Here is a 25,984-nt window from a genome sequence, read left to right as displayed (position 1 = left end):
CCCCCCGGGTCAGGGCGGCATCCTCTACAGTGTCGAGGCAGGGCCACCCGTGCCGCCGCCGCTGCACGGCCCGATCCTCCGACCGATGAGGGGATGTGAGGTGATCGAAGAATTCGGCCGGGAGGGCCGAAGCGCCGAAGCCCCGGGTCCGGCCGTCGACGCCGACCAGCCGCCACCGGCGGAGGGCCGGGAAGCGCCGGCGGCGGACCATTCGGACCCGCCGGCGCTGCGCTGGGGGATCTGGCCGGTCGTCGCGATGGCCGCCACCGCCGCCGCCCTGTACGGCTTCTGGTGGTTCAGCCACCACCGGCCGCCGATCCAGTTCGGCGCCTTCAAGCGGCCCCCGATCTACGGCGTCTTCATCCCGGTGTGGGACGAGCTGGCCCTGACCGTGATACCGGCCGGCGTGGTCCTGGCCGCCGTCGCCTGGTTGATCACCACTCGACTACGGATGCCGAGATGGTCGGCACTCGCCCTCGTCGTCGTGTCCGGGGTGACGACGGCGGCCACGATCGCCCTGGTCCGGGGCGAATGGCGCCACCTCACCCGGGGACTGAGCACCGAGCCGGACCGGGTGGCGTACTACACCTCCGACCTGCACTTCGTGTACGAGCTCGGAGTGCGCGGCTTCATCGAGCAACACCCAGACCTCGGCCCGGAGTTCGACTCCTACAACTCCTGGACGCATCCCCCCGGGGTGCTGGTCTTCCTGTACCTGCTCTTCCGGGTCGTCGGTGCGTCCCACCCCCTGCGGATCGCCGTCGCGATCGCGGTGGTCGCCTTCGCCGCGGCCGTGTCGGCCTGGCTGATCGGCCGGACCCTGGGCGGGGAGCGGGCCGGCCGGATCGGGGCGGTGCTCTTCGCCGCGGCGCCGGGACCGCTCATGCTGTCCTACACCAACCTGGACACCGTTTTCGCGACGGTGATGACGATGAGTGCGGCCCTGTTCGTCCTCGCGATCCACCGGCGGTCCGCGCCGGTCGCCGCCACGGCCGGTGCGGTGCTCGGGGTGGGCACCCTGATGACGTTCGCCACCTCGTTCATCGTCATCGCGGCGACGCTGGCGGTGCTGATCCAGACCGGGCTGCGCACCGGAGCGCGGCTGCTGGGCGCGGCCGCGGCCGGTGGCGTCGCCGTGCTGGCCCTGGCGTGGCTCACGCTCGGCTTCGACGTCTTCGCCTCCTACCAGGCGTCACCACAGGCCGCCCGGCCCTACGACCCGTACTGGATCGTGGCGAGCCCGGCGGCCTGGCTGATCTACGCGGGTCTTCCGCTGGCCGTGCTGGGAATCGCCGGCCTCGTCGTGAAGGTGCCCGGCTCCCGCCGGCCGGTGCTGGTGCTCGTGCTGGTTGTCGTCATGCTCGTCTGGGCGTCGCTGCCGTCGGAACTGACCAAGCTGCGTCCGGGTGAGGTGGAGCGGACCTGGGCCTTCCTCTACCCGCTGGTCGCGGCCTCGGCAGGGCTGGTGGTCGACGCGTGGACCCGGAACCTGCCCCGGCGGTGGGCCGGTGGGGTCGTCGCCGGCCTGGTCGCGCTCTCGGTGGGCCAGGCGGTGTTCCTCCAAGGCCTCTACGAGAACTTCTACTGAACCCGACCGCCCGACAGGACGGGCCCCGACCGAAACGGTCGGGGCCGTCGTCGTCCGCGTGCTCAGCCTTCGGCAAGGCCGGCCGTCGTCGCGTCCGTCAGTGCTGCGCCGGCGGGTTGTCCACGTCGCGGGAGACCACCTCGCCCTTCTCGTTGACCCAGCCCCTCGGGCGGGCCGGGTTCCCGGCCACCAGCTGGTACGGCTTGACGTCCTTGGTCACCACGGACCCGGCGGCGATCATGGCGTACTCGCCGACCTCGATGCCGCAGACGAGGGTGGCGTTGGCGCCGATGGAGGCGCCCCGGCGGACCAGGGTCGGGGTGATGGTCCAGTCCGGGTTCTGCGCGCGGGGCCGGAAGTCGTTGGTGAAGACCGCGCACGGGCCGACGAAGACCTCGTCCTCGAGGGTCACACCCTGGTACACCGAGACATTGTTCTGAATCTTCACCAGGTCGCCGACCGTCACCCCGGCGTCGACGTACACGTTGCGGCCGATGACGCAGCCCGCGCCCACCTGGGCGGTGGATCGGACGTGGGCCAGGTGCCAGACCTTCGTGCCGTCACCCACCTGGGCGCCGGCCTCCACGTCGGCACTGGGGTGGACGAAGACCGGCGGCCGGTCGTTGGTGTCAGTCATGTCATCTCGCATCGGTCTCGGGGCGCGGCGTCGCGCCACGTCGGGAGCGCCCGGGGGCGGCCAGCCGCGGCGGTCCGGGACGCCGTCACCGGCTCCGCCCGGAACGTCACGATCCGGGCGGACGGACTGGCGTAGCATAGCCACCCGCTCAGCGGCTCAGCCGACCAGCGCCGCCACCGCGTCGGCGACCGGGACGTCCGCCGGCAGCGCCGTCGCGGCCACCACCGCGGTGACCGGTAGCGGCCCGTACAGGTGCGGGAAGAGCGTGCCGCCCCGGGACGGCTCCCAACGCAGCCGCCCGCCCAGCCGGGCCGGGTCGACCGTCAGCAGGGTGAGCCCGGTGGCGCCGGTGAAGTGCCGCCGGGCGGTCTCGACCACCTGGTCCGGCCCGGACAGGTGGACGAAGCCGTCCTGATGGTCCAGCGCGGTGCCGGTGAAATGCCCGGCGGCGAGCGCGTCGTCCCATTCCGTGGTGGCCAGCAGCTTGTAGATCACACCGGCAGCCTAAGGCTGCCCGCGACCGGCCCTCCCGCTCGGCGCCGCCGTCTGTCACCATTCGTGGTCGGCGACGGAGACGATTGGGGGTACGCCGGTGCGCATCCTGCTGGTCGAGGACGACCGCCGGGTGGCTGCCGCGCTCTCCGCCGCGCTCACCCGGCGGGGCTACGAGGTGGAACACGCGGCGACGGTCGCCGCCGCGCTCTCCGCCGCCCCCTGCGACCTGGTGCTGCTCGACCTCACCCTGCCCGACGGCGACGGCACCGACCTGTGCCGCGAGCTGCGCCGGCGCAGCAGCCAGCTCGGCATCATCGCGGTGACCGCCCGGGGGGAGGAGCGGGACCGGGTGCTCGGGCTGCGCCTCGGCGCCGACGACTACGTGGTCAAACCGTTCTCGATGGTGGAGCTGCAGGCCCGGATCGAGGCGGTGCTGCGCCGCGCGGCGCACGCGGCCCCGGAGCGGAACCTGATCGAGGTGGGGCCGGTCCGAATCGACGTGGGGGCCCGGACGGTCCGTGTCGACGACCGGGAGGTGGCGCTGACCCGCAAGGAGTTCGACGTGCTGCTCTCCCTGGCCCGGCAGCCGGGCGTGGCCGTGCCCCGCGACCGGATCCTGCTGGACGCCTGGGGCACCACCTGGGCCGACCGGCACACCGTCGAGGTGCACGTGGGTTCGCTGCGCGGCAAGCTGGGCGATCCCCGCCTGGTGGAGACCGTACGCGGGGTCGGCTACCGGCTGCGCGGCGAGTGAGGCGCGGTGCGACGCCGTCTGGTGATCAGCTACCTGCTGCTGATGGTGCTGGTCCTGATCGCCCTGGAGACGCCGCTGGCGGCCACCCTGGCCAGCCGGGAGACCGAGCGGGTCCGTGCGGACCGGCTCGCCGACGCCACCCGCTTCGCCTCGCTGGCCGGGCCGGCGCTGCGCGGCGGCGTCCCCGGCCCGCTGAACAACGAGCTGGACAGCTACGACGATCTGTACGGCATCGGCGCCGCCGTGGTGGACCGCGACCGGCGTACCGTCGTGGCGTCGGCGAGCTGGCGCCCCGCGCCCGGCACCCGGGCCGCCCTCGACGTGGCGCTCTCCGGCCAGCAGGCCAGCGGACCCGAGTCGGTGTGGCCGTGGGTGGACGGGCCGATCGTGGTCGCGGTACCGATCAACGACGGCGGTGAGGTGCTCGGCGCGGTGGTCACCACGACCTCCGCCGCCACGGTCCGGCGGACCGTCACCACCTGGTGGCTGGTGCTCACCGCCGCGGGCCTGCTCGCCGTGCTGGCCTGCGTGCTGACCGCGTTCGGGCTGGCCGGGTGGGTTTTGCGCCCGGTCACCGAGCTGGACGTGGTGACCCACGAGATCGCCGAGGGGGACCGGAACGCCCGGGTGCAGCACCGGCTCGGGCCGCCGGAGCTGCGCCGGCTGGCGGCGAGCTTCAACAACATGGCCGACGCGGTCTCGGACGTGATGGACCGGCAACGGGCGTTCGTGGCGCACGCCAGCCACCAGCTCCGCAACCCGCTGACCGCGCTGCGGCTGCGGGTGGAGGAGCTGGGAACCACCCTCACGGATCCGGACGGCCGCACCGAGCACCGGCTCGCGCTGGAGGAGACCGACCGGCTGGCCCTCGTCCTGGACGCCCTGCTCACCCTGGCCCGGGCGGAGCGCACCGAGAACCTGCGGGTCACCGTCGACGCGGCGGCGATCGCCGCCAGCCGGGTCGCGGCGTGGGATCCGCTCGCCCGCCGGCGGTCGGTCACGCTGCGCCTCGCCGTGGGCGACGCCCCGGCGTACGCCCGTACCGTGCCGACCGCCGTCGACCAGGCGCTGGACGCGCTCATCGACAACGCGGTGAAGTTCAGCGGCGCCGGGGGCGAGGTCACGGTGGCGGTCCGGCACGGCGACGGCGGGACGAGCCTGGAGGTACGCGACACCGGCCCGGGTATGACGGCGAGCCAGCTCGACCAGGCGACCGAGCGGTTCTGGCGGGCGCCGGAGGTCCAGAACATCGACGGCGCCGGGCTCGGCCTGACCATCGTCGCGGTCCTCGTGGACGCCTCCGACGGGCGGCTCACCATGCGCCCGAACTCGCCGCGCGGCCTCAGCGCCACGCTGTGGTTCCCGGCGCCGCCCGACGCCGGCGACGCCCCACCCGCCCCCAGCGACGGACGTTAGGAAGGGACCCTTCTACTACGCCAGGCGTTAAGAGGGGACCCTTCCTTACGGTTTCGCGGCGCGGTACCAGGCGGCGGCCCCCGGGTGCAGCCGCAGGGGGGTGGTGGTGATGGCCGAGCGGGGGCTCATCCGGCCGGCCGCCGGGTGGGCCGCGGCCAGTTCCTCCCGCCGTTCCATCAGCAGCCGGGTCACCTCGCGGACCAGCCACTCCGGCAGGTCCGCGCGGACGATCAGGAAGTTGGGATTGGCGACGGTGGTGATCGGCTCCACCCCGTACACCGAGCGCGGGACGTCCCGGGAGACGTAGACGCCGGGGTGGCGGGCGCGCAGCGGCTCGGTCCACCCACCGAGGTCGACGATCCGGACGTGCCGGTCGCGGGCCAGTTCCGCCACCCCCCGCACCGGGAGGCCGCCGGAGAAGAAGAACGCGTCGATCTGACCCGCACGCAGCGCAGCGACCGAGTCGTCCAGGCCGAGCCGCTCCCGGCGTACGCCCTCGCCGCCCAGCCGTGCGACGTCGAGCAGCCGGGACGCGGTGATCTCGGTGCCGGAGCCCGGCGCGCCCACCGACACCCGCCGGCCGCGCAGGTCGGCGAGCGTGCGGATCCCGCCGGCGGCGTTGGTGACGAGGTGCAGCAGGTCGTCGTACACCCGGGCGACCGCGGCCACCGACGGGTCGGCCCCCGGGGCGGCGGGCAGTACGTCGGCCTGGGTGAAGCCCAGCTCGGCCGAGCCGGCGCCGACCCGCCGGACGTTCTCCGCCGACGCCGGGGTCACCACCACGCTGGCGTGGACGTTCGGCAGCTCCCGGTTCAGGATGGTGGCCAGCGACTGCCCGAAGGCGTGGTACACGGCGGTGGGGCTGCCGGTGGCGATGCGGATCTGCAGCGGCGGGGCGGCGTCGTCCCGGCACCCGGGCAGCACGGCCGCCAGCGCCAGGGCCAGCAGCGCCGCGGTGGCTCGGCGGGCACGTGCGTTCACGGGCTGCACTGTGCGCCGTCGGGGCGGTCGACCGCAAGCTGGCCCGCCCGGTTCGCCCAGATGCGGCCCGTCAGTCCGCCTCGCGGGGGGCGCCCAACTCGGCGGCCTCCAGGATGCGCTCCCGGTCCGGGCCGTGCGCGACGCTGACCAGGAAGCAGCCGGTCCCGGGACGCAGCAGGGCCGGGACCTCCAGCAGGGCGGCGCCCCGGACGAGCACCGCGGCCAGTTCCCGGTCGGTGAGCCGGACCCCGAGGATGTGCCGGCGTACGTGCCGACCGCCGGCCAGCAGCGCGGCACGCCAGGCCGCCGCCGCGAGGCGGGGCCGCCACACGCGCCGGGCGGCCGACGCGCCGGGCACCGGCCCGCCGAGCAGCTCCCGCCGTCCCTGCCGCCAGCCGGTCTCCAACGCGGTCGCGTACGCGTGCCGCCGGGCCACCGGCACGGTCAGCCGGTGCAGTTCGAAGCGGCGGCGCAGACCGCCCACGGAACGTTCGTGCGTCACGGGCACGTCGAGCCGGTCGAGTAGCTGACGCATCCGCAGGGCGGCGTCCTCGCGGTTGAACTCGACGATCCCGGGCCGGTACGCGGGGGTGGTCCGCCGGGGCCCGGCCACCGTCGGCGGGGTCACGCAGCGCAGAAGGCAGGCCGCCTCGAACGCGTCGGCCAGCGTCAGCCAGTCCAGCGGTGGCGGGATCGACGGCGGCCGGGGTCGGTCGAGCAGGATGGGTTCCACCTCGGGACTCCTTCGGGCGGCGTCGGGGTTCCCCTACCGTGGCCGCTGCCTGCCGCCGGCGGAACACATCCGGCCGAGCTTTGAGGAAATCTTGCGGGAGGCTTGTCCTACAGCTCGGTGACGACGACGTCGACCGCGCGCGGCCGGCCCGCCGCCGACGGCTGCTCCACCACCGTGTACTTCAGGTCCCGCAGCGCCGCCACCAGCCCGTCGGCGGTCCGTGGCCGGGCCCCGGCGGTCAGCAGGTCCCGCACGAGGCGACCCTTGGTGGCCTTGTTGAAGTGGCTGACCACCGACCGGACCGGCACCCCGTCGACGTCCCGCTCGTGCAGCACCCGCACCGTCACGGTCCGGCCGGCGACCGCGCCACGCGGGGTCCAGGTCGCCGCGTACGCGCCGGAGCGCAGGTCCAGCACCGGTCCGTCACCGGCCGCCGCCGTCAGCACCGGCGCCAGCGCCCGCCGCCAGTACGCCGACAGCGCCCCGACACCGGGGAGCCTCGCCCCGACGGGGCACCGGTACGGCGGGATCCGGTCGGTGAGACGGACCGCGCCCCACAGGCCGGAACTGATCAGGACCGTCCGGCGCGCGGCGCGCACCGCGGCCGGCGGCAGCGTGGCGAGGTCGAGGGCCTCGTAGAGCACCCCGGTGTAGAGGCGCTCGGCCGGCGCGGTCGCCGCCTCCCGCAGCCGGGCGTTGCGGCGCAGTTCGCCGCGCTGACCCGGGCTCAACCCGAGCGCGGTCAGGGCTGCGTCCTCGTCGCCGCTGGCGGACACGCCGACCAGTGCCGCCGCCACCTCCTCGCGGGCCGGGGTCAGCTCCGGCAGCGAGAGGCGGGAGAGGTCGAGCCGTCGGCCGGTGCCGGCGTCGGCCTTGCCCTCCGAGGGCGGCAGCAGGATGAGCATCGGGGGACTCCTCGCTCCCGGTGCCCGCGCACCGGAGGAGGCCAGGGTACGTCCCCGCCCTACCGCCAGGGCCGGACCGGCGTCTCCGGGTGGTACACGCGATACCCGTGGCGACGAGCGCGGCGTCGGCTCGGTCCCGGAGCAGCCAGCTCGGCCCGGCGAGGGCGACCAGGGGACGGCCAGGTCGCCTCCAACATCCCCAGGTAGCGCTGGCCGTACAGGAAGACGGGGTGTTCCGGCCCTCGGCGATGTGCAGAGCGGCGAGCCCGACGGTGGCCTCGTCGCTGTTCGACACCGGAATGGTGTGCAGCGTGAGGACCAGTCGACACGCGACGCGGCCACCACGAGCACCAGCGCAACGAAATCGCCTCGCATGGCCGACGTGCGCCGCTTGTGGCAGGGTTGCAACGTGCCACCCACTGCCGCAGGCCAGCTGGCCGTTCCCCAACTGCACCGGGCCGCGCGGCTCGAGGACGCCGTCCACCACCTGGTCGAACGCCGCCTGCGCCGGACCGGCTGGCGGACCAACATCGTCGCCTACACGGGTTACGGCGCGCCCGGTTGGGTCCGCGTGATGTGCCGCGTGCTGCTGGGGCGGCCGGACACCCGGCAGCGGGGCCGCCTGGAAAAGGTCCGGGGCTGGCGCAGCTTCACCACCCTGCCCGCCAAGTACGTCACCGTGACCATCGAATCGGGCGGGCAGCGGCACGAGACCCGCACCGACCGCAGCGGCTTCGTCGACACCGTGGTCGAGGCGGACCTGCCCCCGGGCTGGGGCTCGGTACGGATCAGCGCGCCCGAGGCGGAGCCCGTCGAGGCGCCGGTGCGCATCCTCGACCCGCAGGTGCGCTTCGGCATCCTGTCCGACATCGACGACACGGTGATGGTCACCGCGCTGCCCCGGCCGCTGCTCGCCGCCTGGAACACGTTCGTCCTGGACGAGCACGCCCGCGCGGCGGTGCCCGGGATGGCGGTGCTCTACGAGCGGCTGGTGACCGCGCACCCCGGCGCTCCCGTCTTCTACCTGTCCACCGGGGCGTGGAACGTCGCGCCGACCCTCACCCGCTTCCTGTCCCGGCACCTCTACCCGGCCGGACCGCTGCTGCTGACCGACTGGGGCCCGACCGCCGACCGGTGGTTCCGCAGCGGCCGGGAGCACAAGCGGGCCACCCTGGCCCGGCTGGCCCGCGAGTTCCCCGAGGTGAAGTGGCTGCTGGTCGGCGACGACGGCCAGCACGACCAGGAGATCTACCGGGAGTTCGCCGCCGCCCACCCCGACAACGTGGCCGGGGTGGCGATCCGTCGGCTCTCGCCCACCCAGGCGGTCCTCGCCGGCAGCCTGCCCCACCCCGCCGGTGACAGTTCGTCCGCCGGCCCGCTGGGGCAGAAGTGGCTCTCCGCGCCGGACGGCGCCGGCCTGTGGAAGCTGCTGCGGGACGCGGGCCTGGTCTGACGCCCGTCGTGCCGGTGTCCCTGACGCTGCTGCGGGACGCGGGTCTGGTCTGACGTCTGTCGCGGCGCTGCCTGTGGAGGGTGCTGCGGGACGCGGAGCCGGTCTGACGGCCGTGCGCCGGCGCCCGCGTCCCGCAGGGCCTCAGTTGGCGCCCGGCACCTCGACCTGGGCCGTGCAGCCCGCCGCAGCCCGGCGCTGCTGGATGAGGTCGACGACCGCCTGCCGGTTGGCGATGCGGGCCGCCGACTGGGCGTCCGGGTTCTGCCGCTGCGCGGCGATGAAGGTCAGGTTGTTGCGCAGCGCGGTGTCCAGACCCTGGCAGTTCTCGCCGCCGTTGCCGTTCTGGCCGCCGTTGCCGTTCTGGCCGTTGCCGTTACCGGCCTGGCCGCCGTTGCCGGCCTGGCCCGCGCCGGGCGCCTCCACCTCACCGGTGCAGCCCGCCGCCGCCCGGCGCTGCTGGATCAGGTCGACGACCGCCTGCCGATTGGCGATGCGGGCCGCCGACTGGGCGTCCGGGTTCTGCTGCTGCCCGGCGATGAAGGCGAGATTGTTACGCAGGGCGTTGTCCAGACCCTGGCAGCTCTCGGCCGCCTGCCCGGTGCCGGTCGCCACCGCGAACGCCACGCCCGTGGTGACCACGACCGCGGCGAGACCCGCGATCTTGCGCTGCCGCGCGGTGGTCTTCCCGCCCCTGTTGGTTGTGCCCGTCGTCCACGCCATCGAAGCTCCTTCACGTCCCTCGTAACGGCCCGGCATCGGTGAGCGGTACGGGCGGCGCACGCTGATCGTTCAGGGCCGTGCACGCCGGCGCCCACAAGATCAGCAGTGTGTCGCCACCGGCGTCACGGCCAGTGACCGAAGTGACGAGGCGCGACATGTCGACCCGCCACCCGCCTCACAGATCTTGGAAGCTTCCGGCCCCTCCACAGGGGCCGGTTCCTTCCAACATCGCCGACGGTGTGCACAAGCTGGGGCGGGGCGTGGGCCAGGTCGGTCCTGGCCCACGCCCCGCTGAGCGTGCTCTTCTCCATGCCGCCGGCATCACGCCTTCCGGCACCCGGTGACAGCCCCATGCCGGCGGCATGGAGTCGATCTCAGTTGTCGTTCAGGCAGCCAGCCGGGCTGGGGTCGTCCACCATGACGGGAGCCGTGGCACCGCCGGCCTTGCCATTGCCATTGCCGTTGCCGTTCGCGTTGCCGGCGCCTGCCTTGCCGTTTCCGTTTGCCTTGCCGTTTCCGCCTGCCTTGCCGTTGCCGTTCGCTCCCGCCTCGGCGTCGCCCGCGCCGGCCTCGTCGCCCGCTCCGGCCGCATCGCCAGCGGCGTCGCCCGCACCGGCGTCACCTGCCTCGGCATCGGCGTCACCCGCACCGGCCTTGTCGCCCGCAGCGTCGCCCGCACCGGCGTCACCGGCCTCGGCGTCGCCCGCCCCGGCCTCGGCGTCGTTGCCCGCGTCGGCTTCCTCGCGGGCCTGCTGGATAGCCTCCACGAGCGCCCTGATCTCCTGGATCAGGGCCCGTACCTCCGCCAGTTGGGCCGCGATCTGGTCCGCCGCGTCCTGCTCGGCACCGACCTCCTGCTCCGCGCCGGCGTCCTCCTCAGCACCGGCACCCTGCTCCGCGCCGGCGTCCTCGCCGGCTCCGGCGTCGCCCGTCCCCGTCTCGCCGGCACCGGCCTCACCCGCGTCCGCGTCGGCTCCGGCGTCGCCGGCCTCCTGACCCGCTCCGGCGTCGCCGGCCTCCTGACCGGCGCCCGCCTCGGCGTCCGCGTCGGCTCCGGCGTCCTGGCCCGCCTCCTGGTCGGCCTCAGCTCCGGCGCCAGCCGCCTCCACCAGTCCCGCGATCTGCTGGATCAGGCCGCCGATCTGGCCCACGATCGCCGCGGCCCGCTCGGCCCCGCCTCCCGGCGCCGCCGCCTTCCCGGACGCCCGCTGCGCGGCCCGTTCGCGCGCCTGGTCCACGATTCCGCCGATCGAGTCGACGATGCCGTCCACCTGCTGCACCCGGGCGGCGGTCGCCCGCGGGTCGTCGATCCGGCCGGCCCGTTCGGCGCGTAACCGCTCGGTGGCCGCCCACGCCTCGTTCGCCCGCGCCGCCACCGCGACGTCCCACGGCACCTCCGGGCAGACCGCGCCGGCGACCTCCACCTGACCTGTGCAGCCGGCGGCGGCCCGCCGCTGCTGGAGCAGGTCCACGACCGCCTGCCGGTTGGCGATCCGCGCCGCCGAGTTGGCGTCCGGGTTCTGGCGCTGGCCGGCGATGAACGTGAGGTTGTTGCGTAGTGCGGTGTCGAGCCCCTGGCAGTTCTCCGCCGCCTGGCCGACGCCGGTGGCCACGGCGAACGCCGCTCCGGTCGTCACCGCGATCGCGGCGACCCCGGCGATCTTCCGCTGCCGCGGCGTTACCGTCGTCCTGCTGCTGGTGCGTCTCGTCCACGCCATCGAAGCTCCCTCCGCCTCGTCCGTCAGGAAGTGGCCGGCATCCGATGTGCGGTACGGCAGGGCAGTGGACGGAGTTCAGACAATCTACGCCTGAAGGCCAAACTATCCACTCAGCGTGACGAACTGGGCGACTGAGCGGCACCCGGAGTGACCGTCGGTCGCTGACAGTTGACGATCCACCAGACCTGACGGCGAGGTCCTCCGGCGAACCGGACGCCGCGCCGTCGACGGAGTCGCGAGGGTCACCGCCGGGCGCCGCCGGATGCGGCCGGGACCGCCGAGCCGCCGGAGGCCGCCGGATGCGGCCGGGCGGGCGACGCCGCCGCTCAGGCGGGGCGGAGCCAGAGGACGCCGAGCGGAGGTACGCGGAGCGCCGCCGACGCCGGCATCCCGTGCCAGGGCACGTCCTCGGCGCGTACCTGCCCGAGGTTGCCCACGCCGGAGCCGCCGTAGTGGTGGGCGTCGGTGTTGACCACCTCGGCCCACGTCCCACCGGCGGGCAGGCCGACCCGGTACGCCTCCAGCGGCAGCGCGGAGAAGTTCGCCACGCAGACCAGCGTCGCGCCGTCCGGGGCGATCCGGACGAACGAGACGGTGTTGTTGGCGACGTCGTCCCCGGCGATCCAGCGGAATCCGGCGGGCTCGGTGTCCTGCGCCCACAGGGCGGGCGTGTCGCGGTAGACGCGGTTGAGGTCGCCGACCAGCCGCTGGACACCGGCCCGGCCCGGGTCGTTCAGCAGGTACCAGTCGAGGCCGCGCTCCTCGCTCCACTCCCGGTCGTCGGCCAGCTCACACCCCATGAACAGCAACTGCTTGCCCGGGTGCGCCCACATGTACGCGAGCAGCGCCCGCACGTTCGCGAGCCGCTGCCACGTGTCGCCGGGCATCTTGCCGGCGAGCGAGCCCTTGCCGTGCACGACCTCGTCGTGGCTGATCGGCAGCACGTAGTTCTCGCTCCAGGCGTACGCGAGGGAGAACGTGAGCTGATGGTGGTGGTGCTGCCGGTAGATCGGGTCCTTCGAGGTGTAGAGCAGGGTGTCGTGCATCCAGCCCATGTTCCACTTGAACCCGAAGCCGAGCCCGCCGTCGTCGGTGGACCGGGTGACGCCGGGCCAGGCCGTCGACTCCTCGGCGATCATCACCACGCCGGGGTGGTGCCGGTAGACCGTCGCGTTCGTCTCCTGCATGAACGCGATCGCCTCCAGGTTCTCCCGGCCGCCGTACCGGTTCGGCACCCACTGACCCTCCTGGCGCGAGTAGTCCAGGTAGAGCATCGAGGCCACCGCGTCGACGCGGAGCCCGTCCACGTGGAACTCCTCGCACCAGTAGAGGGCGTTGGCCACGAGGAAGTTGCGCACCTCGCGGCGGCCGAAGTCGAAGACGTACGTGCCCCAGTCGGGGTGTTCGCCCCGGCGCGGGTCGGGATGCTCGTACAGCGGGGTGCCGTCGAAGCGGGCGAGGGCCCACTCGTCGCGCGGGAAGTGCGCCGGCACCCAGTCGAGGATCACACCGATGCCGGCGCCGTGCAGGGTGTCGACGAGGTGGCGGAACTCGTCCGGGTCGCCGAACCGGGAGGTGGGCGCGTAGTAGCCGGTGACCTGGTAGCCCCACGAGCCACCGAACGGGTGCTCCATCACCGGCAGGAACTCCACGTGGGTGAAGCCCAGCCCGGTCACGTACGCGGTCAGCTGTTCGGCCAGTTCCCGGTAGCCGAGGCCGGGCCGCCACGAGCCGAGGTGCACCTCGTAGACGCTCATCGGCTCCTGGTGGGGCGCCCGCCGGGCCCGCCGCTCAAGCCAGGCGGCGTCGTTCCACTCGTACGCCGAGTGGTGCACCACCGACGCGGTGGCCGGCGGCACCTCCGCGTACGCCGCAAGGGGGTCGGCCTTGTCCCGCCAGTGCCCGTCGGGCCCCAGGACGCGGTACTTGTACCGGGCGCCGACCCCGACCCCTGGCACGAAGACCTCCCACACGCCGCTGGAGCCGAGCGAGCGCATCGGCCAGCCGTCGTCCGGGGCCCAGCCGGTGAAGTCCCCGACGACCCGGACGCCGCGCGCGTTGGGCGCCCAGACGCTGAACGCCACGCCCTCGTCGAACACCCGGGCGCCGAGCGCCTCCCAGAGCCGCTCGTGCCGGCCTTCGCCGATCAGGTGCAGGTCCAGCTCGCCGAGGGTCGGCGGGTAACGGTACGGGTCGTCGTGCGGCCGCCCGTCGACCTCGACCCGGTAGTCGAGCACCTCACCGGGGACGACCGCCTCGAAGATCCCGGCGTCGTGGACCCGCTTCATCGGGTGCCGCTCCCCGTCGACGAGGACCGCGACGTCGCCGGCGCCGCGGCGCAACGTGCGGATCGTGGTGCGACCGTCGGTCGGGTGGGCCCCGAGCACCGCGTGCGGATCGTGGGTGTGGCCGGCGATCAGCTGGTCCATCGGGCTTCGTCCTTCGAGGTGGGGGCGGTGCCGCCGGAGAGGTCGTCGGGCACGGCCTCGACGGTGAGGTCGGCCGGCGCGGCGGCCGGCGGTGGGGCCGGCGCGGGCGGGACCGGGCGGCGCACGGTGAGCACGTGCGCGGGTTGCAGGTACGGGTCGAGCCGGACGGCGTTGCGTTGACCCCAGTCGTAGCTGGCCCCGGTCAGCTCGTCGTGCACGGTGAGCCGCTCGTGCCAGTCGAAGCCCAGCGCGGGCATGTCCAGCGTGGTGTTGCCCCACTGCACGCCGTGTGAGTCGAAGGAGCAGACCATGATCACCGTGTTGCCGGTGTCCGCGTCGCGCTTGGACCAGCAGAGCAGCGCCGGGTTGTCGATGTCGTGGAACACCAGGTTGCGGAGCTGGTGCAGGGCCGGGTTGTCCCGTCGGATCCGGTTGAGGGTGGCGATGAACGGGGCGAGCGAACGCCCCTGCGCCTGCGCGCCGGCCCAGTCGCGGGGGCGCAGCTCGTACTTCTCGTTGTCCAGGTACTCCTCGGCGCCCGGACGGGCGACGTGCTCGAACAGCTCGTAACCGGCGTACATGCCCCAGGACGGGGAGAGCAGCGCGGCCAGCACCGCCCGGATCTTGAACATCGGCGGGCCGCCGTGCTGGAGTGACTCGTGCAGGATGTCCGGCGTGTTCGGCCAGAAGTTCGGTCGCATGTAGTCGACGGCCGCCATGAGCTCCTCGCAGTACGCGCGCATCTCGGCCGCCGATGTCCGCCAGGTGAAGTACGTGTACGACTGGGTGAAGCCGATCCTGCCGAGCCCGTGCATCATGGCGGGCCGGGTGAACGCCTCGGCGAGGAAGAGCACGTCCGGGTCGACCTTCTTGACCTCGGCGATCAGCCAGTGCCAGAAGTTCACCGGCTTGGTGTGCGGGTTGTCGACCCGGAAGACCTTCACGCCCTCGCCGACCCAGTGCAGCACCACCCGCAGGATCTCCGCGCGGATCCCCTCCGGGTCGTTGTCGAAGTTCAGCGGGTAGATGTCCTGGTACTTCTTCGGCGGGTTCTCCGCGTACGCGATCGTGCCGTCGGCGCGGGTGGTGAACCACTCCGGGTGCTCGGTGACCCACGGGTGGTCCGGCGCGCACTGCAGCGCCAGGTCCATCGCCACCTCCAGGCCCGCCTCGGCGGCGGCCGCGACGAAGTCCCGGAAGTCCTCCGGCGTACCTAGGTCGGGGTGGATGGCGTCGTGGCCGCCCTCGGCGGCGCCGATGGCCCACGGCGATCCCACGTCGTCCGGCCCGGCGACGAGCGTGTTGTTGCGGCCCTTGCGGTTGATCCGGCCGATCGGATGGATCGGCGGCAGGTACAGGATGTCGAAGCCCATCGCGGCGACACCCGGCAGGCGCTCGGCGGCGGTGGCGAACGTGCCGGAGCGGGCCGGCGTGTCGACGGTCGCCGGGATCGCGCCCTCCGAGCGGGGGAAGAACTCGTACCAGGCGGAGAAGAGTGCCCGCTTCCGGTCGACCCAGAGCCGGTACCCGTCGCCGGTGGTGACCAGCTCCCGTACCGGGTGCTTCCACAGCAGGTCGGCCAGCTCCAGCGCGGGACCCACCCGGCGGGGGAGCGGCAGCGCCGGATCGGCGAGCGTGGCGACCGCGCCGGCCACCCGCTTCCGGTCGCCCGCGGGCACCAGCTCGGCGGCGGCGGTGAGCACGCGGACGCCCTCGGCGAGGTCGTTGGCCAGGTCCTCGGGGCCCTGCCCGGCGGCGATCTTCTTGGTCACGGCGTTCTGCCACGTCAGGTACGGGTCGGCGAACGCCTCGACGGTGAACGTCCACTCGCCGACCGCGTCCGGCCGGATGGTGGCGTGCCACCGGTCCTGCCCCGGCTCGCCGGGGACCATCCGGGTGAACGGCCGGGCCTGCCCGTCCGGGCCGAGCCAGACCACATTGCAGCCCAGCGCGTCGTGGCCCTCGCGGTAGGCGCGGGCCGACACCGGGACCAGCTCGCCGACGACCGCCTTGGCCGGGTAGCGGCCGCACGAGACGACGGGGGAGACGTCTTCGATGGGGAAGCGACCAGTCACCGGTTCAACCTACTGCGAGAGATCGCTTCGCGCTCGACCAAGCGCCACGGTCGGTGGCTCGCGCGGCCAGCGGCTGCCGGCGCTGTTGAGAAGGGGCCCTTCCTCTACCGGAGGCGTTAACAGGGGGCCCTTCCTTACATCACCGACCGGTACACCTCGAGGGTGCGCTGGGCGATGGTGTGCCAGGAGAAGTGCTCCACCGCGCGTCGCCGCCCGGCGCGGCCGAGCTCGGCGGCCCGCGCGGGGTCGGCCAGCAGCTCGTTGATCCGGGCCGCCAGGTCGGCGACGAACCGCTCCGGGTGCAGCGGCCGGCCGCTGCCGTCCCCGGCCTGTTCGATGGGTACCAGCAGGCCGGTCTCGCCGTCGGCGACGACCTCCGGGATGCCGCCGGTGGCCGTGGCCACCACCGCGGTTTCGCAGGCCATCGCCTCCAGGTTGACGATGCCCATCGGCTCGTAGACGGACGGGCACACGAAGACGGTCGCGTGGGTCAGCACCTGGATCACCTCGTGCTTGGGCAGCATCTCGGCGACCCACACCACGCCCGAGCGGGTGGCCCGCAGCTCGGCGGCCAGGCTCTCCACTTCGGCGGCGATCTCCGGGGTGTCGGGCGCACCGGCCAGCAGCACGAGCTGGGTGTCGGCGGGCAGCTCCCGCGCGGCCCGCAGCAGGTACGGCAGGCCCTTCTGCCGGGTGATCCGCCCGACGTACACGACGCTGGGGCGGGACGGGTCGATCCCGAGCCGGTCGACGACGTCGGTGCCCTGGTCCGGGGCGTACTGCGTGGTGTCGATGCCGTTGTGGACCACCTTCACCCGGTCCGGGTTCACCGCCGGGTACGCCATCAGCACGTCCTGCCGCATCCCCGCGCTCACCGCGATCACCGCGTCGGCCGCCTCCACCGCCGTCCGCTCGCACCACGAGGACAGCGCGTACCCGCCGCCGAGCTGCTCGGCCTTCCACGGACGCAGCGGCTCCAGGCTGTGCGCGGTCACCACGTGCGGCACGCCGTGCAGCAGCTTCGCCGTGTGCCCGCCGAGGTTGGCGTACCAGGTGTGGCTGTGCACCAGGTCGGTGCCGGCGCAGCCCGCCGCCATCTCCAGGTCCACGCCCATCGTCCGCAGCGCGGCGTTCGCGCCGGCCAGGCCGGGCGGTTCGGCGTACGCGGTGACCCCCGGCTCGGTGCGCGGCGCGCCGAAGCAGTGGACCCGCACGTCGGCGAGGTCGCGCAACTCGCGGGCCAGGTACTCGACGTGCACCCCGGCCCCGCCGTACACCTCGGGCGGGTACTCGCGGGTGAGCAGGTCGACGCGGAGCCGCGGGACGTCGGTCATGCCCGGCACCCTAGTGCAGAAACCAGCACCGCACCGGGTGCGGAACTGTGCGCGTACGAGTGGTGAAGTCGCGGCAGGGTCGCTAGCGTCGGGACATGGCTGCCAAGGTGCTCGCGATCGTCCTGGCGGGTGGGGAGGGCAAGCGCCTGATGCCGCTCACCACGGACCGGGCCAAGCCGGCCGTCCCGTTCGGCGGGATGTACCGCATGGTCGACTTCGTCCTCTCCAACCTGGCCAACGCCGGATTTCTCAAGATCGTGGTGCTGACCCAGTACAAGTCGCACTCGCTGGACCGGCACATCACCCAGACCTGGCGGATGTCGACCATGCTCGGCAACTACGTCACCCCGGTGCCGGCGCAGCAGCGCCGCGGCCCGTGGTGGTTCGCGGGCTCCGCCGACGCGATCTACCAGAGCTTCAACCTGATCAACGACGAGCAGCCCGACTACGTGATCGTCTTCGGCGCCGACCACATCTACCGGATGGACCCGCGGCAGATGGTGGAGGACCACATCGCCTCCGGCGCCGGGGTCACCGTGGCGGGCATCCGGCAGCCGCTGTCCATGGCCGACCAGTTCGGCGTCATCGAGGTCGGTGCGGACGGCCGGCGCATCCGGGCCTTCCGGGAGAAGCCCACCGACGCCGTGGGCCTGCCCGACGCGCCCGACCAGATCTACGCCTCGATGGGCAACTACGTCTTCACCACGAAGGCGCTCTGCGAGGCGGTGGAGCGCGACGCGGAGGACAAGTCCAGCAAGCACGACATGGGCGGCAGCATCATCCCCATGCTCGTCGATCGGGGCGAGGCGAACGTCTACGACTTCAAGGACAACGAGGTCCCGGGGAGCACCGACCGGGACCGTGGCTACTGGCGGGACGTGGGGACGCTCGACTCGTTCTACGACGCCCACATGGATCTGATCAACGTCCACCCGGTGTTCAACCTGTACAACTTCGACTGGCCGATCTACAGCCAGCAACCGCCCTACCCGCCGGCGAAGTTCGTCCACCAGTGGGGCGAGCGGGTCGGCCGGGCGGTGGCGTCGATGGTCTCGCCGGGAGCGGTGATCTCCGGCTCCCTGGTGGAGAATTCGGTGATCTCGCCCAAGGTCAAGGTCCACTCCTGGTCGCACGTGGACGGCGCGGTGCTGATGGAGGGGGTCGAGATCGGCCGGCACGCCGTGATCCGCCGGGCCATCCTGGACAAGAACGTGTACGTGCCCGAGGGGTGCGAGATCGGCGTGGACCTGGAGAAGGACCGGCAGCGTTACACCGTCTCCGACAACGGCATCGTCGTCATCGGCAAGGGTCAGAAGGTGGAGCCGTGAGCACGCATCCCCGCGCGGGTCAGCCCGCCCAGCCGTCCGACCTGGTCGACGTGCCGATGCTGGTCACCGCGTACTACGCGGAGCATCCCGACCCGGAGGACCCGGCGCAGCAGGTCTCCTTCGGCACGTCCGGGCACCGGGGCTCGTCGCTGCGCAACGCCTTCAACTCCGACCACATCCTCGCGGTCACCCAGGCGCTCTGCGACTACCGCCGCGAGCGCGGCCTGGACGGCCCGCTGTTCCTCGGCCGCGACACGCACGCGCTCTCCGCCCCGGCCGCGGTCGACGCGCTGGAGGTGCTCGCCGCCAACGAGGTCACCGTCCTCGTGGACAGCCGGGACGGCTACACGCCCACCCCGGCCGTCTCACACGCCATCCTCACCCACAACCGGGGGCGGACCAGCGGCCTCGCCGACGGCATCGTGATCACCCCGTCGCACAACCCGCCGGACGACGGCGGATTCAAGTACAACCCGACCCACGGCGGGCCGGCCGACACCGACGTCACGAAGTGGATCCAGGACCGCGCGAACGCGATCCTCGCCGCCGGGCTCAAGGAGGTGCGCCGCATCCCGTACGCGCGGGCGCGCGCCGCCGACACCACCGGCTCGTACGACTTCCTCGCCCGCTACGTCGACGACCTGCCGGCGGCGCTCGACCTCGACGCGGTCCGGGCGGCCGGGGTGCGCATCGGCGCCGACCCGCTCGGCGGCGCCAGCGTCGCCTACTGGGGTGAGATCGCCGAGCGGCACCGCCTCGACCTCACCGTGGTCAATCCCACGGTCGACCCGACGTGGCGGTTCATGACCCTCGACGGTGACGGCAAGATCCGGATGGACTGCTCGTCGCCCAACGCGATGGCGTCGCTGATCGCCGCCCGCGCCGACTACCAGGTCTCCACCGGCAACGATGCCGACGCCGACCGGCACGGCGTCGTCACCCCCGACGGCGGCCTGATGAACCCGAACCACTACCTGGCGGTGGCCATCGCCCACCTGTTCCGCACCCGGGAGCAGTGGGGTCCGGCCGCCGCGGTCGGCAAGACCCTGGTGTCCTCGTCCATGATCGACCGGGTGGCGGCCGACCTGGGGCGCCCGTTGCTGGAGGTGCCGGTCGGCTTCAAGTGGTTCGTGCCCGGCCTGCTCGACGGCGCGGTCGGCTTCGGCGGCGAGGAGAGCGCGGGCGCGTCCTTCCTGCGGCGGGACGGCGGCACCTGGACCACCGACAAGGACGGCATCCTGCTCTGCCTCCTCGCGTCCGAGATCATCGCCACCACCGGCCGGACACCCAGCGAGCACTGGGCCGAGCTGGCCGGTCGTTTCGGCGCGCCCGCGTACGCCCGGATCGACGCCCCGGCCACCCGGGAGCAGAAGGCGGTGCTCGGCAGGCTGTCGCCGGATCAGGTGACGGCGACCGAGCTGGCCGGCGAGCCGATCACCGCCACGCTCACCACCGCACCCGGCAACGGCGCACCCATCGGCGGGCTCAAGGTCACCACCGAGAGCGGCTGGTTCGCGGCCCGCCCCTCCGGCACCGAGGACGTTTACAAGATCTACGCCGAGTCCTTCCAGGGCCCCGACCACCTGACCCGCATCCAGGAGGAGGCGAAGAACCTGGTCTCCGCGGTCCTCGCCAAGGCCTGACCGGGTCAGCGGGGTGGGGGCAGTTCGCGGCGGTTCAGCTGGTCGCGGAGGTTGGCCGGGAGCAGTTCCCGGAGCTGTTCGGGGAGCAACGGCAGGTCCAGGAGGCTCAGCTTGAGCTGGTTGCGCTCCTGGTGGCGGCGTGGGTTGAAGCGGACAACCAGCCCGGCGTCGCGGCGGTAGGTCACCTCGACCGCGCCCTCGGTCGCCGCGTCCCGGATCACCAGACCGTCCACCTCCACCGCGACCGGCGCGGATCCCGGTGTCAGCTCCAGCCGGATCCGCTCGTCGGGGGAGAGGATCACCGAGCGGGAGATCCCCGCCATCGGCGCGGACGGCGTGACCACCACCGCGTCGCTCGCCGGGGAGACCAGCGGCCCGCCCGCCGCGTAGCTGTACGCGGTCGACCCGGTCGGCGTGCTCACCACCAGCGCGTCGCAGCGGTAGTAGCCGTACCGCTGGCCGTCCACCCCGAGGGTGGCGGTGACGAAACCCGAGCCCGGCTGCCGGACCAGCGCGACGTCGTTGAAGGCCACGAGGTCGTCGCCGCACACGTCACAGGCCAGGCAGCTGTGCCGCTCCACGACGAAGTCCTTGTTCGCCAGCCGCTCCAACGCCGCCGGCAGGTCCGGTGGCTCCACCTCGACCAGGAAGCCGAGCCGGCCCAGGTGTACGCCGAGCACCGGCTTCGGGTCCCGGACCGCCGAGCGCAGCGCGCCGAGCATCGTGCCGTCCCCACCGATACTGATCAGCGCGTCGCAGACCGTCGCCACCTCGTCGGCGGGAAGCGGTTCCACGGTGGCGGGCACCCGGTGCCGGTCCTCGGACCGGACCGCCAGGGTCATCCGGTGCCGGGCCACCCAGTCGGCGATGATGCCGACCACCTCGGTGACGTCCCGGGTCGGGTGCAGCACCAGCCCGAGCCGGATCCGATCCATGGTCCCAGCTCACCACACTGTGGGCGGGCTGGGCGGCCGGAAACGGCAGGTGCGCCGGCGGTCCGGGTGGACCGCCGGCGCACCGGGGGAGGACCGTCAGCGGCGCGCCGCCCCCGTCAGGTGGGTCAGCGCCCGCTTCACCAGGTCGTCGCGGGCCGCCGGGGCCAGCCCTTCCAGGCCGAAGCCGAGGTAGACGGTGTCGGCGGTGACCACCGCCGCGCCCTCCTCGAACGCCTGCTGGCTGCGCGCCCAGTCGGTGGCGTTGCCCGCCGAGCCGGGCGGCGGGCCGGCCACCGTCCAGCCGCCCAGGTCGGTCTCGAACGAGGTCTCGGCGACCGTCGCGCCGTCGACGACCACGCGCGTGTCGTCGAGGAAGACCCCCAGGCCCTGGGTACCCCAGTCGGAGACGTACGAGACCGACACCTCGACCTTCTTGCCGGCGTACGCGGACAGGTCGGCCACGAACTCCTGCCAGCCGTTCGAGGCGCCGGTCGCGGCGTTCCAACTGCCGGTGGTGCCGGTCGGCGAGCAGTCCGCCCCCTGGTACCGGCCGAGCCACGGGTGCAGCTGCTCCACCCAGCCGGACGCGCAGCTCTCACCGGTGCCGGTGCCGGTCTTCCCGCCCGCGTCCGGCAGGGTCGTCCAGGCGTCGCTGCCCACCTCGTGCGCCTCGACGATCAGGTAGTCCCAGTTCGGCTCGATGTCGTACGAGGTGAAGAAGCGCAGCTCGGCGCTGCTGGCGCCGGTGAGGTCGATGGTGCGGGTGAGCCGTTTGTACGACTCGTCGGCCTGCCCGCTCCACAGGTACCAGTCACCGGTGCGCGGGTCGAACGGCGCGGCACCCGGCCGCTCCCAGCCGACCGGTGCCGAGCTGGCGAACTGCGGGAACTGGTCCCGCGGCAGGAAGCTCGACGTGGTCAGGAACGACGCCGTGTGGTCCTGGTTGGCCGCCGACCCGGGCGCGTTCAGCGTGCCGGCGAAACCGGCGAAGGCATCGTCCTCGCCGGTCACCGCGTACGGGCCGTCGGCGCCGCTGCCCCCGTCGCTGACGTACGTGTACGCACCCAACCAGTACTGCTGGAAGTCGTTCAGCAGCGGCAGGCAGGTGGCGTCGTCCGGGTCGGTGCACTCCGCCGGCCCGTTCGGCTGGTACGCGTACTGGCCGTTGGCGGCCTGCGCGAACAGCGCGTACTTGCCGCTGAGCAGGAGCTTGCCGCCCTCGTTCAGGTAGTCCCGGACGGCCAGCTCGGTCTCCAGCGCCGACCGGGTCGTCGTCCCCGGCACCTGGCCCGGGGCCCGGGGGATCACGTCGTCACCGGTCTCCCACAGCACCGTCTCGTAGTGCGACAGCACGCCCAGCGGGTGCGGGGCCGCGCGGCCCATCGTGTCGAAGTCGTACACGTCGCTGGTGCGGCCCGCCGCGGTCAGCGCCGCGGCCATCTCGTCGGCGTACTTCGCGGTGGTGACGCCCTGGGCCGGGCTGAGCCCGGTGACGTCCTCCATCGCGAGCACCAGGACGTCGCCACCGATGTCGTCGTGCACCCGGTACGTGAACCGGTCGCTGGTGACCTTCCCGGCTCCCGGCTTGTTGCCGCTGAACCAGACCTCGACCCGGTCGCCCGGCCGGGTGCCGGTCACCGTGCCGCGCAGCTCCGCGTAGTAGTCGTCGTGCGTGTTGCCGTACCGTTCGCCGCCCTGCCACTCGCGCACGCTGACGGTCTTCGGCCGGCTGCCGTTGACCGTGTAGTGCATCCGCACGTTCTTCAGGGCGCGGCGGGTGATCGAGGCGACCTGCTGGCTCCGCCCGTACGACGTGTCGAAGTCGTCGACCACGAAGTCGGCGGTGCTGCGGCCGACCACCGACACCGGGTCGTCGGGGTCGTGCGCGGACTTCGCCACGGCGAGCGCGAACGGCAGGTTCTTCGCCACCTCGGCGGCGATCAGGTCCTCGTCGTCGGGGAAGATGAAGCTGCTGACGCAGTCCTCCGGGCGCCACTCGTCGTCCGGGTCGGAGGCGGCCGCCGCCTGGCAGGTCGACATCTCGGGGGTGAAGCCGAGGGTGCCGTAGCGGACCGTGGCGTGCGTGTCGGTGTCGCCGTTGGTGGTGTACAGCTCCGCCGAGATGTCCGGGTCGTAGCCGGGCACCGCCGGGTTGGCGTCGTCGCCGACCATCGCCTCGTAGATGACGTCGTCCGGGGTGGGCGTGCTCACCTGCCAGCCCACGCCGTAGAGCAGCAACTGGGCGGCGGAGTGGTAGTTGACGAGGAACTCGAAGCCGACCCGCCGGAACAGCTGGTCCAGCGCCCTGGTCTCGGGCTCCGAGTTCGGGCCCGGGCCGCGGTAGGTGTCGCCGTTCGGGTCGGGGGAGGAGCCCTCGTTGTCGTACCCCCACTTGTAGCTGAAGTTGCGGTTGAGGTCGACGCCGTCGGCGGTGGTGATCCGCCCGTCACCGTCGTTGTCCCGCAGGTTCTTGCGCCAGAGGCGGTTGCCGGGCGTGAAGGTGTGGTCGTAGCCGTCCGGGTTGGCGACCGGCACGAACCACAGCTCGGTGGTGTCCACCAGCCGGGTGATGTCGCGGTCGCTGCCGTAGTTGTCCAGCAGGTGGTGCATCAGGCGCCGGGTCATCTCCGGCGTGATCCACTCGCGGGCGTGCTGGGCGCTCGCGTAGAGCACCGCCGGCCGCTTGCCGTCACGGACCTTCTTCGCGTCCTTGGTGACCTTGACCGCGAGGATCGGCTTGCCCTGCACCGACCGGCCGATGGTCTCCACCTTGGTCAGTCGCGGGTACCGCGCGGCGGTGGCGGTGATCTCGTCCCGGATCCCGCCCGGCTCGCTGTAGGAGCGGAACGCCGACCAGCCGGCCGCCGCCTGCTCGCGCAGCGCCTGCGAGGCGTCCTTGCCGCGCACCTTCTTGACCTTCAACTTCACGCCCTGGCCGGCCAGTCGTGCCGCCTGCCGCTTGCTGAGCACCGTCTCGATGCGGGTCTGCCCCGACCGGTCGGTCTCGGCGTGGTCGTGACCGAGGTCGACGCCGGCGTGACGCAGCTTCTCCAACTGCTCCGGGTTCACCGTGCCGACGTACACCTCCAGACCGTCGCGGCCGGCCGGGTCGGACGGCGGCCGCGCGCTTGCCGGTGCGGTCAGCGCGAGCGCGCCGACCAGAGTGAACACGCCGACGATCGCCAGCCGTGTGCGCCTCATTGCGCCTCCTGGTGTGGAAGGACCTGTGAGGCGAGCTTTTCGATGGCGATGAGATATGTCAATGCCCTTAAGGGCACCGGCTTGCTTGCGGGCGCGTCATCGCGGCTGTCGAGGGCGCGTGACCTGACCGGACAGCCATCGTTGAGCCATCGTCGGCGGAGAACGGGGGACCGGAAATGATCCTGACGTTTTTACTGGTCCTCGGGTGGGCCATGATCCACTATTGGGTCGCCGTCCGCCGCTACGGGCTCCTTTCCCCGGACGGACTGTTCCTCGTGTCCCAGCTGGTGATGCTCTACGGCACGATCCAGTTGGTCGATCCCGCCTCCGAGGTTCAGGTCTTCTATGCGAAGCTGCTCGCGGCGGCGGTCGCCATTTACATCACCGCAAGCTTGTTCACCCACCTCGTTCTGGCGCACAACGAGGCGATCTCCGCCAAGGTCCGGACCTCCTACTCGGGCTACCGGGTGACCCTGGTACCGCCCACGGCAGCGATCCTGGCCGTCGTCGGCATCTCCATCCTTGTTACGGTGGTCTACTTCACGGCGGTCGGGTACAGCGCGTTCCTCGAAGGGCTACGCGGCCAGCTGAGTGGCGCACCCGCGGACATCGCGACACTCCGCCTGGAGTCGTACGCGGGCGACGCATACTTCTTCCCGGGGTACGTCAACCAGTTCAAGAACGTGATCTTACCCTCGTTGACGCTCATCCTGATCGTGTGGGCCTTCAACCGGCGTGGGACCTTCGCGAGGGTCGCCTCGCTGGTGCTCGGGGCGGTAGCTCTGCTCGCGCTGATGGCCACCGGTCAGCGTGGTGCGCTGGTGACGTTCCTGCTGACCTCGATGGTCTACACGTTCCTGCACCACCGTCGCCGGTTGCCGCGAGCGGCCCTGCTGATGCCGCTGGGCATCGGTCTGCCGCTCATGCTGCTGTCCACCTATGTGCTGGCCAGGGGTGACGGGAGTGCCGATAGTCCGCTGCGAACTGCGATCACCGACCTGGGCAGGCGCTTCCTGAACGACAACCAGGCGTCCGGCCTTGCGGCCTTTGTCTACACCGCCGACAGTCCGGTCCGCTATGGCGGGGAATGGTTGCAGGGACTCGCCGGCATCCTGCCGGGAAATCGTGGCAGCACCCTGAGCAACGAGGTCTTCGCCATCCTCTACGGATCGACCCGGGGAACGTCGCCACCCTCGCTGTGGGGCTCGGTCCATTACAACTTTGACACCGCAGGGCTGATCATTTTCGCGGCCCTTTTCGGTGTGCTGCTCCAGCTTCTGACGCAGCGGACCCTGCGCCGCGCTCACTACAACTCCCTGGAACTCGTCGGGTTCTCCGGCACCACCGCGGTTCTCGGCACGTGGATGGCGGGTGGCATCGAGGCTCCCCTCAACGTCGGCCTGGTCAGCTACCTCGCATTGTGGTATTGGGGCAGCCGGATCGGTCGTGGCTACCGGCGATCCGTCATTGTTCGCCGGCAACCCCGGCCGGCCGCCGCACTCGTCACGGTGCCGTCGGGTCTGTCCTATCGGGGGCAGCATGCGTCGCGGCATGCCGCCTTCCGGCAGATCTGACGAGGTGCGCCCGTCACCCGCTGTGCCGCCCGGCAGCAACCCACCGCGCATACGGCCCGCGCGCG

19 protein-coding genes and 1 pseudogene are annotated in these 25,984 nt (G+C 72.6%); 7 read left to right on the top strand and 13 right to left on the bottom strand.

The features are described 5' to 3' along the window. Positions 1-100: 100 nt before the first annotated feature. Entirely contained in the window at positions 101-1,588 is a 1,488-nt protein-coding gene (locus ACN26Y_RS26935) for a glycosyltransferase family 39 protein (protein ID WP_196255702.1), read from the top strand. A 97-nt stretch (positions 1,589-1,685) separates the two neighbouring features. Here the strand turns inward: ACN26Y_RS26935 and ACN26Y_RS26930 are convergent, their stop codons facing one another. Together ACN26Y_RS26930 and ACN26Y_RS26925 are read right to left on the bottom strand one after the other, a co-directional pair. Then, a complete protein-coding gene (locus ACN26Y_RS26930) occupies positions 1,686-2,225 on the bottom strand; it encodes an acyltransferase (protein ID WP_155332952.1) in 540 nt (179 codons plus the stop codon). Positions 2,226-2,381: 156 nt separating this feature from the next. Continuing rightward, on the bottom strand, positions 2,382-2,720 hold the full coding sequence (locus tag ACN26Y_RS26925; protein WP_155332951.1) for a DUF952 domain-containing protein: 339 nt from the start codon (positions 2,718-2,720) through the stop codon (positions 2,382-2,384). Positions 2,721-2,817: 97 nt separating this feature from the next. Here ACN26Y_RS26925 and ACN26Y_RS26920 point away from each other — a divergent pair, with 97 nt between their 5' ends. Both ACN26Y_RS26920 and ACN26Y_RS26915 read left to right on the top strand, forming a co-directional pair. Then, positions 2,818-3,474, top strand: a complete 657-nt coding sequence (locus ACN26Y_RS26920) for a response regulator transcription factor (RefSeq protein WP_155332950.1) — start codon at positions 2,818-2,820, stop codon at positions 3,472-3,474. Positions 3,475-3,480: 6 nt separating this feature from the next. Further along, the gene (locus ACN26Y_RS26915; protein ID WP_422733725.1) at positions 3,481-4,890 is read left to right on the top strand and encodes an ATP-binding protein; all 1,410 of its coding nucleotides are present in this window, start codon (positions 3,481-3,483) and stop codon (positions 4,888-4,890) included. Between the two features lie 45 nt (positions 4,891-4,935). Here ACN26Y_RS26915 and ACN26Y_RS26910 read toward each other — a convergent pair whose 3' ends face one another. The 4 genes and pseudogenes from ACN26Y_RS26910 to ACN26Y_RS26895 form a co-directional block, all read right to left on the bottom strand. Next, positions 4,936-5,871, bottom strand: coding sequence for a TAXI family TRAP transporter solute-binding subunit (locus tag ACN26Y_RS26910; protein WP_196255701.1), 936 nt, complete (start codon positions 5,869-5,871; stop codon positions 4,936-4,938). 70 nt (positions 5,872-5,941) lie between these two features. Then, on the bottom strand, positions 5,942-6,604 hold the full coding sequence (locus tag ACN26Y_RS26905; protein ID WP_155332947.1) for a hypothetical protein: 663 nt from the start codon (positions 6,602-6,604) through the stop codon (positions 5,942-5,944). Positions 6,605-6,711: 107 nt separating this feature from the next. After that, positions 6,712-7,509: a peroxide stress protein YaaA gene (gene yaaA / locus ACN26Y_RS26900; RefSeq protein WP_155332946.1), complete on the bottom strand. Its 798-nt coding sequence runs from the start codon at positions 7,507-7,509 to the stop codon at positions 6,712-6,714. A gap of 145 nt (positions 7,510-7,654) precedes the next feature. Further along, a pseudogene (locus ACN26Y_RS26895) lies at positions 7,655-7,884 on the bottom strand (hypothetical protein); the annotation flags it as partial. On the opposite strand from ACN26Y_RS26895, the gene ACN26Y_RS26890 reads away from it, so the two are divergent. Continuing rightward, on the top strand, positions 7,883-8,962 hold the full coding sequence (locus ACN26Y_RS26890; RefSeq protein WP_155332945.1) for an App1 family protein: 1,080 nt from the start codon (positions 7,883-7,885) through the stop codon (positions 8,960-8,962). The pseudogene ACN26Y_RS26895 and the gene ACN26Y_RS26890 overlap by 2 nt on opposite strands. Before the next feature lie 141 nt (positions 8,963-9,103). On the opposite strand, the gene ACN26Y_RS26885 is transcribed toward ACN26Y_RS26890, so the two are convergent. The 5 genes from ACN26Y_RS26885 to glgA form a co-directional block, all read right to left on the bottom strand. Then, positions 9,104-9,682 carry a hypothetical protein gene (locus ACN26Y_RS26885; protein WP_196255965.1) on the bottom strand — a complete coding sequence of 193 codons (579 nt, stop codon included), beginning with the start codon at positions 9,680-9,682 and terminating at the stop codon, positions 9,104-9,106. A gap of 374 nt (positions 9,683-10,056) precedes the next feature. Continuing rightward, positions 10,057-11,400 (bottom strand): hypothetical protein, encoded by a 1,344-nt coding sequence (locus ACN26Y_RS26880; RefSeq protein WP_422733724.1) that lies wholly within the window; start codon positions 11,398-11,400, stop codon positions 10,057-10,059. Positions 11,401-11,726: 326 nt separating this feature from the next. Then, positions 11,727-13,829 (bottom strand): 1,4-alpha-glucan branching protein GlgB, encoded by a 2,103-nt coding sequence (gene glgB / locus ACN26Y_RS26875; RefSeq protein WP_155332944.1) that lies wholly within the window; start codon positions 13,827-13,829, stop codon positions 11,727-11,729. Continuing rightward, the gene (locus ACN26Y_RS26870; protein ID WP_422733723.1) at positions 13,817-15,904 is read right to left on the bottom strand and encodes a maltotransferase domain-containing protein; all 2,088 of its coding nucleotides are present in this window, start codon (positions 15,902-15,904) and stop codon (positions 13,817-13,819) included. Before ACN26Y_RS26870 ends, glgB begins: the two co-directional genes overlap by 13 nt. A 134-nt stretch (positions 15,905-16,038) precedes the next feature. Next, positions 16,039-17,238, bottom strand: a complete 1,200-nt coding sequence (gene glgA / locus ACN26Y_RS26865) for a glycogen synthase (RefSeq protein ID WP_155332942.1) — start codon at positions 17,236-17,238, stop codon at positions 16,039-16,041. Between the two features lie 95 nt (positions 17,239-17,333). Here glgA and glgC point away from each other — a divergent pair, with 95 nt between their 5' ends. Both glgC and pgm read left to right on the top strand, forming a co-directional pair. Continuing rightward, entirely contained in the window at positions 17,334-18,566 is a 1,233-nt protein-coding gene (gene glgC / locus ACN26Y_RS26860) for a glucose-1-phosphate adenylyltransferase (RefSeq protein ID WP_155332941.1), read from the top strand. After that, positions 18,563-20,209, top strand: coding sequence for a phosphoglucomutase (alpha-D-glucose-1,6-bisphosphate-dependent) (gene pgm / locus ACN26Y_RS26855; protein WP_422733722.1), 1,647 nt, complete (start codon positions 18,563-18,565; stop codon positions 20,207-20,209). Before glgC ends, pgm begins: the two co-directional genes overlap by 4 nt. A gap of 5 nt (positions 20,210-20,214) precedes the next feature. On the opposite strand, the gene ACN26Y_RS26850 is transcribed toward pgm, so the two are convergent. After that, complete coding sequence (locus ACN26Y_RS26850) at positions 20,215-21,144, bottom strand: NAD(+)/NADH kinase (RefSeq protein WP_155332939.1); 930 nt, start codon at positions 21,142-21,144, stop codon at positions 20,215-20,217. A gap of 96 nt (positions 21,145-21,240) precedes the next feature. Further along, a complete protein-coding gene (locus ACN26Y_RS26845) occupies positions 21,241-24,345 on the bottom strand; it encodes a M14 family zinc carboxypeptidase (protein ID WP_422733721.1) in 3,105 nt (1,034 codons plus the stop codon). A gap of 176 nt (positions 24,346-24,521) precedes the next feature. Between ACN26Y_RS26845 and ACN26Y_RS26840 the strand changes: the two genes are divergently transcribed. Next, complete coding sequence (locus ACN26Y_RS26840) at positions 24,522-25,919, top strand: oligosaccharide repeat unit polymerase (protein WP_155332937.1); 1,398 nt, start codon at positions 24,522-24,524, stop codon at positions 25,917-25,919. Positions 25,920-25,984 lie beyond the last annotated feature (65 nt).

It is taken from the genome of Micromonospora sp. WMMD558 (assembly GCF_049315255.1).
In the GTDB taxonomy this organism is placed as follows: domain Bacteria; phylum Actinomycetota; class Actinomycetes; order Mycobacteriales; family Micromonosporaceae; genus Micromonospora.
The sequence above is the reverse complement of the archived record's forward strand: the minus strand, read 5'-3'. Positions and strand labels throughout refer to the sequence as shown.